General features: G+C 41.8%; 16 protein-coding genes and 1 tRNA gene. 7 read left to right on the forward strand and 10 right to left on the reverse strand.

Annotation, left to right across the window (positions count from 1 at the left end):
• The coding region (gene pstS / locus NKMY2_RS00965; RefSeq protein ID WP_052347432.1) for a phosphate ABC transporter substrate-binding protein PstS at positions 1-1,175 on the reverse strand (1,175 nt) is incomplete at its 3' end.
• Between the two features lie 258 nt (positions 1,176-1,433).
• On the opposite strand from pstS, the gene NKMY2_RS00970 reads away from it, so the two are divergent.
• Positions 1,434-2,063 (forward strand): hypothetical protein, encoded by a 630-nt coding sequence (locus tag NKMY2_RS00970; RefSeq protein ID WP_177316491.1) that lies wholly within the window; start codon positions 1,434-1,436, stop codon positions 2,061-2,063.
• A 33-nt stretch (positions 2,064-2,096) separates the two neighbouring features.
• Here NKMY2_RS00970 and NKMY2_RS00975 read toward each other — a convergent pair whose 3' ends face one another.
• Positions 2,097-3,134 (reverse strand): phosphate signaling complex PhoU family protein, encoded by a 1,038-nt coding sequence (locus NKMY2_RS00975; protein WP_042683720.1) that lies wholly within the window; start codon positions 3,132-3,134, stop codon positions 2,097-2,099.
• Between the two features lie 127 nt (positions 3,135-3,261).
• On the opposite strand from NKMY2_RS00975, the gene pstC reads away from it, so the two are divergent.
• From pstC to NKMY2_RS00995, 4 genes are read left to right on the forward strand one after another with little or no spacing between them, the layout of a single operon-like run.
• Complete coding sequence (pstC, locus tag NKMY2_RS00980; RefSeq protein WP_042683722.1) at positions 3,262-4,230, forward strand: phosphate ABC transporter permease subunit PstC; 969 nt, start codon at positions 3,262-3,264, stop codon at positions 4,228-4,230.
• Positions 4,227-5,150, forward strand: coding sequence for a phosphate ABC transporter permease PstA (pstA, locus tag NKMY2_RS00985; protein WP_052347433.1), 924 nt, complete (start codon positions 4,227-4,229; stop codon positions 5,148-5,150). The genes pstC and pstA overlap by 4 nt, the downstream gene beginning before the upstream one ends.
• Before the next feature lie 8 nt (positions 5,151-5,158).
• Positions 5,159-5,974: a phosphate ABC transporter ATP-binding protein PstB gene (gene pstB / locus NKMY2_RS00990; RefSeq protein ID WP_076613356.1), complete on the forward strand. Its 816-nt coding sequence runs from the start codon at positions 5,159-5,161 to the stop codon at positions 5,972-5,974.
• Entirely contained in the window at positions 5,975-6,616 is a 642-nt protein-coding gene (locus NKMY2_RS00995) for a phosphate signaling complex PhoU family protein (RefSeq protein WP_042683723.1), read from the forward strand.
• A gap of 114 nt (positions 6,617-6,730) precedes the next feature.
• Here the strand turns inward: NKMY2_RS00995 and NKMY2_RS01000 are convergent, their stop codons facing one another.
• Positions 6,731-7,018: a hypothetical protein gene (locus NKMY2_RS01000; RefSeq protein ID WP_157832405.1), complete on the reverse strand. Its 288-nt coding sequence runs from the start codon at positions 7,016-7,018 to the stop codon at positions 6,731-6,733.
• 77 nt (positions 7,019-7,095) lie between these two features.
• Positions 7,096-7,169 (reverse strand) — tRNA-Lys (locus NKMY2_RS01005).
• A gap of 151 nt (positions 7,170-7,320) precedes the next feature.
• On the opposite strand from NKMY2_RS01005, the gene NKMY2_RS01010 reads away from it, so the two are divergent.
• Positions 7,321-8,553 carry an RNA-guided endonuclease InsQ/TnpB family protein gene (locus NKMY2_RS01010; protein WP_076613357.1) on the forward strand — a complete coding sequence of 411 codons (1,233 nt, stop codon included), beginning with the start codon at positions 7,321-7,323 and terminating at the stop codon, positions 8,551-8,553.
• Here NKMY2_RS01010 and NKMY2_RS01015 read toward each other — a convergent pair.
• Positions 8,545-9,147, reverse strand: coding sequence for an SRPBCC family protein (locus NKMY2_RS01015; protein WP_042683860.1), 603 nt, complete (start codon positions 9,145-9,147; stop codon positions 8,545-8,547). The genes NKMY2_RS01010 and NKMY2_RS01015 overlap by 9 nt on opposite strands.
• Before the next feature lie 82 nt (positions 9,148-9,229).
• Between NKMY2_RS01015 and NKMY2_RS01020 the strand changes: the two genes are divergently transcribed.
• Complete coding sequence (locus NKMY2_RS01020) at positions 9,230-9,745, forward strand: hypothetical protein (RefSeq protein WP_238549728.1); 516 nt, start codon at positions 9,230-9,232, stop codon at positions 9,743-9,745.
• Here the strand turns inward: NKMY2_RS01020 and NKMY2_RS01025 are convergent.
• From NKMY2_RS01025 to NKMY2_RS01045, 5 genes are read right to left on the reverse strand one after another with little or no spacing between them, the layout of a single operon-like run.
• Positions 9,735-10,127 carry a COX15/CtaA family protein gene (locus NKMY2_RS01025; RefSeq protein WP_420887342.1) on the reverse strand — a complete coding sequence of 131 codons (393 nt, stop codon included), beginning with the start codon at positions 10,125-10,127 and terminating at the stop codon, positions 9,735-9,737. The genes NKMY2_RS01020 and NKMY2_RS01025 overlap by 11 nt on opposite strands.
• A 52-nt stretch (positions 10,128-10,179) precedes the next feature.
• Complete coding sequence (locus NKMY2_RS01030; protein ID WP_042683726.1) at positions 10,180-11,133, reverse strand: plastocyanin/azurin family copper-binding protein; 954 nt, start codon at positions 11,131-11,133, stop codon at positions 10,180-10,182.
• A gap of 10 nt (positions 11,134-11,143) precedes the next feature.
• Positions 11,144-12,670, reverse strand: a complete 1,527-nt coding sequence (locus tag NKMY2_RS01035) for a cytochrome c oxidase subunit I (RefSeq protein WP_042683727.1) — start codon at positions 12,668-12,670, stop codon at positions 11,144-11,146.
• A gap of 51 nt (positions 12,671-12,721) precedes the next feature.
• Complete coding sequence (locus NKMY2_RS01040) at positions 12,722-13,144, reverse strand: cupredoxin domain-containing protein (RefSeq protein WP_042683728.1); 423 nt, start codon at positions 13,142-13,144, stop codon at positions 12,722-12,724.
• Complete coding sequence (locus NKMY2_RS01045) at positions 13,145-13,402, reverse strand: cytochrome c oxidase subunit II (RefSeq protein WP_042683730.1); 258 nt, start codon at positions 13,400-13,402, stop codon at positions 13,145-13,147. It abuts the gene before it with no gap.
• Positions 13,403-13,447: the final 45 nt, after the last annotated feature.

The following is a 13,447-nucleotide window of genomic DNA, read 5'->3' on the forward strand; positions in this document are numbered from 1 at the left end:
TCTGTCTTCTTGTCAGCGGTATCAGACTTTATCGGCTCAATGCCTGCTTGCTTTGCAGAACCGTAATTCCAGACTGTTTCTCCGTTGAATGTTATTCTTGCCAGTCCTTGCTTTCCTAACTCCTGAACTGCCGGAGGCAATGGGTCATAAAGCAACGGCTTTGAGAATTTCTGGCCGTCAGTTATCATCCAGTGAACCAAATGAATTAGTGCCTTGGCCTCATCCATGCTTTTTACCGACCTGTCAATATTCTCATAGAGAAGCAAGTAGGTAAAACTTGCAATCGGATACGAATTTGCTCCAGGCGCGTTGGTGATGCTTACTTTGCTCCAATCGGCTTCTGCTTTTGGCAGCTGATCTACGTCAAATGCGCTTACTGCCGCAAACACGGATTCAAGGTTTGGTTCTATGAATTTGGTCTTGTCCGCGTTTTGCAAATATGCATAGGTCATTCCATTTTGAAACGCATATGCTAATTCAACATAGCCAATTGCATACTTTGTGTTTCTTGTAGCCCATGCAACACCTTCGTTTCCTGCAGCTCCAACGCCTGTTGGCCATGGAACGCTTTTTCCTACACCTACTTTGGCAGCCCACTCCTTGCTTACCTTTGATAGATAGTCTGTGAACACGTATGTGGTCCCTGAACCATCTGAACGTCTAGTAACAAGTATTGGCCTGTCTGGCATCTTGGTTTCTGGATTTAGTTCAGCAATTTTTGGATCGTTCCATCTCTTTATTTTCCCAAGATAGATGTCAGCTACGATTTCGCCCGTTAGCTTGAGTCCTGATTTTGGAACTTCAGGCAAGTAATACGCCATGACTACAGATCCAATTGCTTCTGGAATATGCAATGTGCCTGAAGCAAGATTAGCTTCGGCCGCTGTAAGTGGCGCATCACTAGCTCCAAAGTTAACGGTTCTTTCCGTGTGCTGTTTTACGCCCCCACCGCTACCAATTGACTGATAGTTCAGATTTACATTTGGATGTAGCTTGTTGTACTCTACTCTCCATGTATCAATTAGTGGGTATGGGAATGTAGCGCCCGCTCCGTTTATTGCAAATGTCTTGTCAGACTTTGGCGGTTCTGGCCAAGATGCTGCACTTGCAGACAATGGTACAAAGACACTTGCCATAAGAATCAGACTGAGTGTTATTGAAAGTATTTTCTTCATTGATCAACGAGATTGTAATTTGCTATATACAAATAATTGACATAGATTACATTTCGTTCGTAAGTAGTCATATACTATATAGATTTGATTAAATACAAATTAAATTATTACAAAAAAGCCTAATTTTTGAGAATTGAGTTGTTTTTCTATGCGTAAAGTTAAGATTAGAATTTTGATCTATATAGTATACAGCATACATCGTATGATACGCAATCAATATGGAATCTTCTTTATTATTTGTCTGCCAAAATGGCATCAATGATGAAAAACAAAATAATAATGACATCTGTTATTGCAGCAATTGCATCAATCGCGTTGGTTTTTGGTTTATCACAAACCCAAAACATCGCTGCAGACACACCGCAAGGAAACAGTGTGTATGTATTTGCCGAAGGAGTAAATCCACGTATGACATTCCTATTCAGGGATGGTACAGAAGTGTCTGATTTCCAAGCATTTACACAGACTAATGCATTAAGTGGAGGTAGCGGCATAGGTATTCAGCCAGAATTCACGCTGGTAAAAGTGCCAGGCAATACACCACTCCTCTACAAAGCAACCGACGAATTGCTCGTAAAAGGTAAACGGGGCAGCATAGAATGGCAGCACAACAGATTTGATGTCACAGTAGATCTAGTACAGGCTGGAGAACCAGTTAGATCCTTCAAGTACACCGGATGCGAAGTTACCAGCTATAGAGTGTATACTGATTGGGACAAAGAAGAAGGTTACACAACTGGTGGAAAGACAGGATTTGCTGTTCAGGATGAGTTCAAACTTCTGTGTCAGGGATTCTCTCCTCTAAATCCACAGTTAGACCAAATGAACGGTGTAACAACAGAATACAAAACCAAATCCACGCTAGATCTTAAACAGGAAAACAACTAATTTTTTTTCTTTTTTATTTTTAATTATACAAGACTATTTTTCAGTTATAATGTTCTGAATAGTCTCATTGATTACAACTTCAATTATATCGCTTGAATATTCTGCCGTTCTTCTGATGTCCTCTAGGATAAACTTGATAGCAGTAGAGTTTTTTGATTCCCTCATTCCATACATGAGTTCCTTTTCGTCCTCGATCACTTTGGCTATGTTTGAGGCTACTTTTTCGGCCAAAATGTGGTCCTTATTGACTAGTGCGGAAATAGAGTTCTCAAAACAGCCAATCACGTCATTGCTCAGCGTTTCTAATTCCTTGAGCATTTTTGGCTCCAGGGGTTCCTTTAGAAATCGGGTTCGCTTTGCCATGAGTGCGGCGTGATCAGCGATTCTTTCTATTCTAGATATCACCGTTCTAAAATTAAGACAGTCAGATGGCTGTTCTAATCCCACATCATAAAGCATGCTTGCATTTTGTATTGCCATCATCAGAGTTCTCATGATATAAAGGCTGAACCGGTCTACTTCGTCATCCATCCGTGCAACTTCCTCACCGTATTCAACATCGTGTTTTTTCAGAGCCTCGATTGCCTCGCGATGCATGTTTGATGTCATAAGGTACATTCTTTTTAGCGCCACATCAAATGTCAGTTCCGGAAGTCGAGTCAGAATTTGTATTGTCATAGATTCAGAATCAGACTCCACTATTTCCGTTCCTATCATCGAGCGTCTAACCAGATCTTTGATCAAACGTGAGTGCTCGGAAAGTATCTTCATCCCCTTTGTTGTTATTTGGATTGTCTTGTAGCCGTTCAGATACAACGCAATGATTTTTCTCCGTATGGATTCTTCGGGATCCTTTTGGCTAATTATGATGATTGCCTTTTTTGCAGGCATCTCGGCACCGATTCCAGGATAAAGCGTCATGGACCTGTTTGCATTTTTTATTATTGTCATGTTATCACCGTTTTTGATTTTGAGCTCGTCAACCCATTTTTTTGGAAGAGAAATTGTATATGTAGAACCGCCGCTTATCTGTATGCGCCTAGTTTGTTTTGTATCCTGTAATGATTGCAATCATTGTTTTAGAGATTTAACAGCTAATACTGGTTTGGTCTGTAAACTATATTGAGGCATATAGAACTATGTTTCCTCGGTAGAGTATGTACAGATCTTAGATAAGCCAAAACTAGTCAGTCATCATATGTCAAGGCAGATCCCCTTCAGCAAGCGTAGACTGCCTACTGACAAGATATTCAAGATCAGCGCCATGGTTGCAGGCTCGTATGTTTTGGTAATTATTGTGCTAATAGTATTCCAGTTATCATCAGAGTCCTATCCCATTTGGCAGCGCGAGGGGCTGGCGTTTTTGACAGGCTCAGATTGGAATGCAGTTGAGGGAAGAGAGTCGTTTGGTGCAGCCCCCTACATACTTGGCACACTGGTTACGGCAAGCCTTGCGATGATAATCGGTGTCCCGTTGAGTATCGGTATTGCCATGTTCATTTCCCAAGCTCCGAAATATTTGAGCGGTCCCCTTTCTATTTTGATAGAATTGCTTGCAGCAGTTCCAAGCATAATATACGGACTGTGGGGAATTTTTGTTTTCAGACAGGTAATGCTTGATTGGGTTGAGTATCCGCTATACGAGGTATTTGGGGACAATGTTTGGATTTTTTCCTCTGCTCCATTTGGACTAGACATCTTTAGTGCAAGCGTGATACTTGCAATTATGATCATACCTACCATTTCGGCCGTGTCAAGGGAAATAATGATTGCAGTTCCCCAGCAGCAAAAGGAGGCAGCATACATGCTTGGCGCGACCAAATGGGAAATGTTCAGGCTTGCAGTATTTCCCTATGCAAAAACAGGTCTAATTGGCGCTGCAATCTTGGGACTAGGCAGGGCAGTGGGTGAGACAATGGCAGTAACAATGCTAATTGGAAACGCCACAGGTCCAAGTGCCTTTCCGCAATCATTATTCCAGCCAGGACAGACAATGTCAAGCATAATTGCAAACGAGTTCATCGAGGCGTCTCCTGCGTCATTGCACCTTCCGGCACTAGTAGGCGTTGGCCTCATCTTGTTGCTAGTTGCAATCTGCATCAACGTTGTTGCACACATACTTGTTTCAAGAATGCTAAAGGTAAGAGAGGGGGCAATCAACGCATGATGTCGTCAAGTCAAAAACGCGCAGAATACAGATTGCTGTTCAAACAAAACGTTGGCGGCAGACTGGTAGTAGACAAAATCATGATGGGGATTGTCTTTGGCTGCGTGATTGCTGCAGTCATTCCACTGGGGAGCATTTTGATTGAGGTCTTTAAAAACGGAATTTCAGCAATTTCAATCGAGTTTTTGACGCAGGTGCCAGGAGCGATAGGCTCAGGGGAGGGCGGAATAGGCCCTGCCATTCAAGGAACGCTGATTATCATCGGAATGTCAAGCATGATCGGCGTGCCAATAGGTGTGATGTCTGGGATTTTTCTTGCTGAGTTTGGAGACAACAGGCTTGGAAGAACTGTTCGCTTTTTCAATGATGTCTTCATGGAGTTCCCATCAATAGTGCTTGGAATATTTGCGTTTTTGGTAATAGTGCTAGTTCTTGGGCACTTTTCGTTGTGGGCAGGAGCCTTTGCGTTATCACTCATAATGTTTCCAATCGTAGCTAGAACAACAGAGGAATCACTGAAGATGGTCCCAATGACATACAGGGAGGCAGGCATCGCACTCGGGTTAAAAAAATGGGTGATCACTTTTAGAATTGTCCTTTCTGCGGCAAAAAGCGGGATGATAACAGGCATTTTGCTATCTGTGGGAAGAATTGGTGGAGAAACTGCGCCACTAATCATGACCGTCCTAGGAAGCAGTCAGTTTTTTTCAGGAGTCGACTCCCCGATGGATGCATTGCCACTTAGGATTTGGCGCATGTCGCTTTTACCATACGACAGTGCCCAGATGCAAGGGTGGGGGGCAGCACTGGTATTGATAATCATAATTCTTGCGATCAACATCACTGTAAGATATTATTTTGCAAAAAAGAGTAAGAAAGGAAATATCCTAAGCAAGTTAATGGGTATGAGAAAAAAGTGACAGCGATTATGGACGGTAAACAAGATGATATTGAAAACATAGGGGATGATCATTTAGATAGTGAAAAAAAATACAAAATGATTGCAGAAAATGTCTCTGTGTTTTATGACGATGTCGAGGCTGTCAAAAATGTCACGATGAAGTTCAAGGAACGATCAGTGACATCTCTAATTGGCCCCTCAGGATGCGGCAAGACCACATTTTTGCGTTGCCTAAACAGAATGCATGACATGACAAAAAATGCCAGAGTGCAGGGAAGAATCCTATTAGACGGGGAGGATCTGTATGCAAAGGACAAGGATCCAATATACCACAGGCGCAAAGTCGGCATGGTGTTTCAAAAACCAAACCCATTCCCAACAATGTCAATTTATGATAACGTTGCGGCGGGACTTCGCCTAAACGGAGTAAAAGATAGAAGAATCCTAGACGAGATAGTAGAAGACTCTCTAAAGATGGCATATGTGTGGGATGAGGTAAAAAATAATCTCAAAAAGCCAGCAATAGAGCTGTCAGGTGGTCAACAACAGAGACTATGTATTGCACGTGCACTTGCAATTCAACCAGAAGTTTTGTTAATGGACGAGCCTGCATCTGCACTAGATCCAATAGCTACGCAGAAAATCGAGGAGACGATTACGGAGCTTGCCAGAGAATTCACAATAATCATCGTAACACATAACATGCAGCAGGCTGTCCGCGTTTCAGATTATACTGCATTTATGTATCTTGGAGATTTGATAGAATTTAATGAGACAAAAAAGATTTTTACTCAGCCAAAAAATGAACTGACCTCAAAGTACGTAAAGGGGCAATTTGGATAGATGACTCGCCTTATCGATCCCTCACTGAAAGAGCTTTCCTTACTGATGTCAGAAATGGGCGATCTTTCAATTCAAGGAATCATGCTTGCAATAGACTCGTACATTTATGGGAAAAACAGCGCAAAGCAGGTTCATGACATATCAGATGAAATCACAAAAAAATATTATCGTGTAGCAGACTTGACATTTGAGATTTTATTAAAATACCAACCAGTTGCTGATGATTTTCGACTGATACGTTCTGCGATTGAGATCTCTTATGGCTTTTCAAGATTTGGAAGATACGCATACGACATAGCCCTTGTAAGAGATGTATTTGGCGACATATCAGAATGCGACAAAAACTGGCTAATTGAGGCTTCAGAAAAAGTAAAAACGATGATCAAGGATGCAGTTATGTATTTTGCAGAACTTGATATCAGAAAGGCAGCTACAATGCAAGAAAATGAAAATTTCATTGATACGCTGTATAAGGAACGACTGCCCATGCTTGTTAATTCAAAAAACACCAAGTGTGCCTTGGCAGAAGCATTGGTATTGAGATATCTTGAAAGAATAGCAGATCATGCCATGTTTATGAGTGATGCGATAAACTATATCGTTACAGGCAAGCACAAGATTCCAAAGCAAGGCTTGATGTAATCATAGAAAAATTCCTATTCTGTATTATGATTTAGTTTATACAGAATCTATTTGAAATGTCTTTTTTTATTACAAAAATGCTGTACAACACATCAAGTTGCCTTGTCATAATGATCAGACTTGTTTCATTCTAGACTTGATTTGATCAATGTATTTTGTTAAAAATTTAGCAAACAGTTCCATTTTTGGTTGTGATAAGGCCATGGATCCTGAAAGTCTATCGAGTGCTAGTTTTACTGTAAGTTGTTCCTGTAAGATTTCTTGTAATTCTGCTTGATTTTTGTTTTCAAGATTTTTTGTTAGTGTTGAAAATTCATTTTCAAGCTTTGTCATTATTTCAGGCCCTAATGGCGGTACTTCACCAATTATTTCTTTAAAGGTAAAATTTTCAAAGACTTTCATGTTCAAGTTGACCATGGAAAACTTCTATGAATCATATCAATAAATAATTATTCTAAAATTTCAGCTAAGGAAGAGAGCGGGTCTAGTGGGATTCGGACCCACGACAGCAGGATTAAGAGTCCTGCGCTCTACCTGGCTGAGCCATAGACCCACAGAACAAAAACAATTTTGTGGTTATAAAATCATAGCGTGAGTTAGATCTATTCATTATATTATAATGAAAATTACAACTGTTCACAGTTAGTTTACTATATTTGCATGAAAAGCGTTTTAGATATGAATCTGAATCCAGACAGCACACAATGTTTGTAAGAAACTTCAAGTTTCGTCTCTATCCTTCATACCAGCAACAGAAAAAATTACAAAACAATATTGAAACATGTAGATGGGTCTACAATAAATTTGTCAAATTTGCACAAAGGAGTTTTCTTACAAGAAATGATATGAACTATATGCTAACTGATTTAAAACAGTCTGAACCGTGGCTCTACAACTATCATGCCAAAATGCTACAGATGGTATCAACCCAACTCGATGGAGCCCAGAAAGCAATAATCAGGTTACGAAAAAACGGGCATAAAACTGGTGGACTTAGATTTGCAACACATATTCAATATCGCACTTTTATTTATAATCAATCAGGGTACAAGCTTGAAAAACATGGACATACCGATTTGCTTTGGCTTTCAAAAATAGGTTATATGGAAATTAGAAAACATAGAGAAATAACTGGAAATGTCAAACAAATTATCATATCCAAATCAAGAAGTGGGAAATGGTACGCTATAGCTACATGTGAGAATGACAATAACATTTTACCAAAAATTGACTTCAAAAAAGCAGTAGGCCTTGATGTAGGGATAAAAAATTTTGTCTACGATTCACATGGATGTGTGACGCCGAATCCACTTAATTTCAAAAAATCTTTAAAATTACTTGCTAAAATTCAGCGAAAGATTACACGTAGACAAAAAGGATCAAATAAAAGAAAGAAAGCAGTACGTTGGTATCAGATAATCCATGAAAGAATAGTAAATAGAAGAAGAGATTTTCAACATAAACTGTCAACACATTATGCAAAAAATAATGATGTGATATTTGTTGAAAGGCTAGAAAAGTTAAACATGGTAAAAAACCATCATTTGGCTAGAAGCATTCTAGATTCTAGTTGGGGATCATTTTGCAATATGTTGGAATACAAATGTAAGATATTGGTTGAGGTACCAGCAAAGAACACCAGTGTTGATTGTTCAAGATGCAGTAACATAGTTCCAAAATCTCTTGCAGTCAGGATTCACAGATGTAATGTATGTGGACTTGTTTTAGATAGGGATCAAAACGCAGGTATTAACATTTTAAGAAGAGGTCTAGAAATTTTTAGAGTTACTCCAAATTTGAGTCATATTGTGAATCTACCGCAGGAACTGCGGGAAGTAACGCCTGTGGAGATACGAAAGTGGTCAATGAAACAGGAAAAAGCTACAAAATTTATTGGTAGTAGTTCACTTAAAGTAGAGCTGAAAAATTTAGTTTGAAGGCTTTGCTTCGATTTCGCTGTATTTTTCCAAAATCGCAGTCAGCACGGTAGAAACTGGAACGTTGTTCATTTTCTTTTTCTCCTCGAGCAGTTTTTGGTATGCATCTAGTGTGATGTACACTGGGATAGAGCCGTTTCCTTCGAGTAATCCCTTTACCTTGTATAGTGCGCTTTCCATTCCCCTTTCTGCTGCCTTTGCAAACTTGAGCTTGCTTAGGATTCCGCCAATTACGCCAAACGGCATCTCATAGTTTACTGTCATGGTGATGTTAGTTAGTCTCTCAGTTACTGCCTTGAATTCTGTTGTAATGTCCCATTTTTTGAATGGTCCAGAGGTCATTTTTGCAGCGATTTTCTGTTCTCTGACAAATTCAGTCGTCTCGCAGTCCCATTCTAGTCTTTTTCCGCCAAAGTCGCCGACTATACGAAATGTTGTTCCAACACCCATTCCGTCTTTGATCTCCATTGGAATCACAGTCATTGCTACTCCCTTGTCTGACATTTGGTCAGATACGTGCTCGGGTCTTGCAAAATATGTGAAAACTGTGTCAACTGGGGCTTTGATATCGAGTGATTTTCTAACTGTAGTCAACGTTTGGCCTTTTCTTGCGTCTGGATTTAAAGCTTTTGTCATTTCCCAAAGCGCTTTATTGAAGAAACGGATTTTCTGATCCATGCAAATCAGGATTATACTTTTTGTATTCTTGTTATTTGGGATGATACCTATGATGCACGAGGCAAGCGGGCATGCCATGTTTAATTCGGCCGAGTCCACCATAGGGAACAACAGGGTTCAGATCGCAACGGTTCCAGAAATCCCAATAATTAATGAAAAATGTACAATCCGCATACATGTGACAGATCTGGATCTCAAGGACGTTCAGGGGTTCACCATGGGCATGAGGATATTCTATAATGACGAGCAGGTTGACGGCATTCCACCACAGTCACATGATGGTGGATACTGGGATTTTGATTATGTCTTTGAGAGGCAGGGAAACCACATTTTCAGAGTCGATCTTTACGATTCTGACGGCAAAGTAATAACGCACACGTTTAACATGAGCACACAGAGCCCATTTGCTTTCATTTTCACCTACGTCATAATGTGCGGCGCGGTAGGAGCAGCTGTCATATTTGCCTACATCTACCTGCCTAAGAAACTAAAAAAATTACGAGCTAAGTTCTAGCCGGGATTACTGCCTTGCCCATTCTGAATGCAAACAATACAGTAAGCAAGGTCATAGCAAACAGCAGTATTCCAATTCCTAGGTGAATCGCGACAAGGACTGCGTGCAATTTTAGATCAATCACTAGCGCGCCAAGAGTGACTTGGGTTACGACTAGAATTGCGGCAAGCGTGCCTGTTATCTTGATTTTTCTATCAGATTGTTTGTTTAGCCACACTCCAATCGCTGTTGCCACTATCAAGGCTCCAGTAGTTGCAGCTACAAACCTGTGCGTCCACTCTATGAGATATTCCTCGTCTGGCATGATTCCGTTTGGACACAAAGGCCAGTCAGGGCACGACAGCCCAAGCCCTGCCGAAGAGACGTATCCCCCAATAAACATCAGAGAATACAAAACTACAAGCGATGCTAGTGCGATATACTTTAAAATCAAGTTAAGGCTCTACTATGAAATTTCCCTGCATGCCAAGCAAGGCATGTCCTGGAACGGTGCAGACATAATGGTATTCGCCTGGTGCGCCTGCAATAAATGTGACCTCCCCGGTTTCGCCAGCCTTCATGGGATTGTTTGCAGACTTTATGGCGGAATTAAACACTATGGTGGTTGGATCATCCACATCTGACACTACTGCAAATGCGTGGAACGATATTCCGGCATTTTCTACTTTGAATGTAACTGAATCGCCAGATTTTACTTTAAAGTCTGGATTGCTTCCTTCTTCGCCAGGCAATGCGTTGAACACCAGTGTCTTAAAGTCTGGAGATTCGATAAACTTGAGATCAAAATTGTGGCTGATTCCAGTTGGGGCTGCTGCTTTTGGAGCCGCTTCTGCTGAGCCGACGTTTATTTTTCCAACCATTCCCATTTCCCTGTGTCCTGGAACGGTGCAAATGTAATAGTATGTGCCTTCTTTGCTTGGGACAAATGCAGATTCTCCACTCTCGCCAGGCTTCATAGGATTGTTTGCAGAGCTTATTTCAGTGCCAGGGATAATTCCCTCAAAGCCCTCTTCTGCCGCTGTAACGCCAAATGCGTGGAATGATTTTCCATTATTTGCAACAAGGAACTCGATGCGGTCACCAACACTTGCGTTGATGTCTGGGTTATGCCCTTCTTCGCCAGGCAGTGCATTAAACGCCAGAGTCCTAAAGTCTGGAGACTCGACAAAGTTCAGATGAACGTCAAATTGCTTTCCCGTAGCTGCCATTCCGCCAGATGATTCTACCGGTGCTGCTTGCATTTGGTTTCCAGGAGGCATTGATATCCAATAATCCCAAAAGCTAAAGAAGATGGCACCGCCCGCAATGCTGATGCCCAGCATTATCACTAGCATCTTTGTCGTTCTTACCGGTGTTGTCCTGTAGATTGTTTCGTTGTGTTGTTCCATGTTTAATCACTCAATGATGCGGGTTCTTGGCCTGGTGTGGGAAGTAGTACTTGCCTCCCAGTCCCCACGGGTCGTCCATGTTGGCCTCCTTTCCTTTTCCTGCGCTGTAAATCATGTTTATTAGCCAAATTACCATACCTGCGCCAATTATCATTGCTCCAACGGATGCAATTTGGTTCATGATGATGTATTCTGGAGATGGTATGTAATCGAAAACTCTTCTTGGCATTCCGTATAGTCCAAGTACGTGCTGCGTAAAGAAGACCATTACTGTTCCAGCAAACGCTGTGATGAAGTGGATTTTGCCCCAGGTCTCATTGTACATTCTTCCTGTGATGTATGGGAACATGTAGTACAGGAATCCGATTGAGCCAAATGCGATCGTTCCCATCACAAAGAGGTGGAAGTGTCCCACTACCCAGTAAGAGTCGTGTGTGATAAAGTCAAACGGCATTGCGGCATTTGCTACTCCGCCTGCTCCTGCAGAGAAGAACAGTGCGATTCCTCCAACTGCCCACATCATTGGTGTTGCAAATCTAATTCGTCCGCCCCACATTGTGGCTATAAAGTTAAACACGTGCATTCCAGATGCCGGAACCGCCGCAAGTGTTCCAATCATGAAGACGGTTTTTTCTGTAAACGACATGCCGGTTGCATACATGTGGTGTGCCCATGATGAGAAACTTACTATGCTTAGCATGACAAACGCGAAAATTCCAGAGGACTGGCTAAAGATCGGCTTTCTTGAGAATCGAGGGATTATTTCGTACATCATTCCGATTGCAGGAATTACCAATACGTATACTTCGGGATGGAACGTAAACCAGAACAGGTGCTGGTATGCTATTGGGTCTCCGCCCTTTGACGGATCAAAGAATCCAGATACGCCTAGCCTGTCAGTTAGCAGCATGACAAGTGCAGCTGCAAACGTCGGAACTGCGACTATAACAATTAGTGATGCCGACAGGAACGACCATGCCAAAAGCGGGACTTTGCTTAGAGGCAAGTCAGGATGCTTGCATTTTAGAATAGTAACTATGAAATTAATTGCGCCAAGGACTGATGAGACACCAAGTATTTTCTGCGCAAAGATCCACATGTCTGCTGAAGGGCCTGGTGATCTGATTGCAGAGTATGGAGGTGTCGCATACCATGTAAAGTCTGCAAAGCCAAGCCAGATTAGTGCGCCTGCTGGAGGAATCATCCAGAATGCAACTGCGTTGAGTTTTGGATATGCCATGTCCTTGTATCTGACCATGATTGGAACAAAATAGTTGCCAACGCCGGATGCAAATGGAAGCAAGAACAGAAATATCATTGCGGTGCCATGAACGGTAAATATTCTGTTAAACGTCATAGAGTCAGCGATTATTTGGGTGCCTGGGAAGAACAGCTCCGCTCTAATTCCAAGTGCGAGCGCGCCGCCCATAAAGAAGAATGCAATCGAGGTTATGGTGTACAGTAGACCTACGTCGGTGTGATGGGTTGAAAACATTATTTGCCAGATTGGACGCGGCTTTTGTAGTTCTAGGACCATCTTAGAGAGACACCTCGAGTTCTTTTATTAAGTTATTAGTTTTGATCAACTTCATTCCTCCACGATTAGGGTTCCCCTCATGTTGTAATGGAGTAAACCGCAGTACTCTCTGCACTGGATGATATACTCTCCTGCCTCGTCAGGTACAAACCAAGCGGTGTTGACTCTGCCTACGATGGCATCCTGTAATATGACATAATCATGAATGTTAAAAGAATGGTTGACGTCCTTTGCAGTTATTTCAAATTTGTACGGCTGGCCTTTCTTTAGGTGTAATTCGCCTACCTCCTTAGTTCCGTCTGCATGTTCAAATGTCCAAAACCACTGCTGTCCTACTACCTTGATTACCTCTGCGTCAGCAGGCGTATGCTCTACTAGTCTTTCAACGTTCCAAGCCTCTGCCCCAACATATGCCAGCAGGCATATGACAACTCCAACGTAAATCCACTCAGGCCAGTTAGAATGTCCGCTCATCTACCATTCCGTTCCTTCGTATTTTGTGGGTTTGGCATGCGGATGCGATTCTCTAAATCTCCATACCAGCCAGATAAGCGTACCAGACACTACGGCACCGACAGTGAATGCTATAGTCATCATTTTGAAAAACAGGTTCCAAATCTCAACTTTACGGTTCACATATTCGTGAGCGTCCGTTGCCGCAAATACAAGTTGAATTGTCGGCAATACTATCAAAATAGTCAAAACTGACATTAACGCAATTGTTTTGTCCATGACCGGTTACAGCCCGTGACCTTAGAATTCTATTTAAGGGTTTTG

Source organism: Candidatus Nitrosotenuis chungbukensis, assembly GCF_000685395.1.
In the GTDB taxonomy this organism is placed as follows: domain Archaea; phylum Thermoproteota; class Nitrososphaeria; order Nitrososphaerales; family Nitrosopumilaceae; genus Nitrosotenuis; species Nitrosotenuis chungbukensis.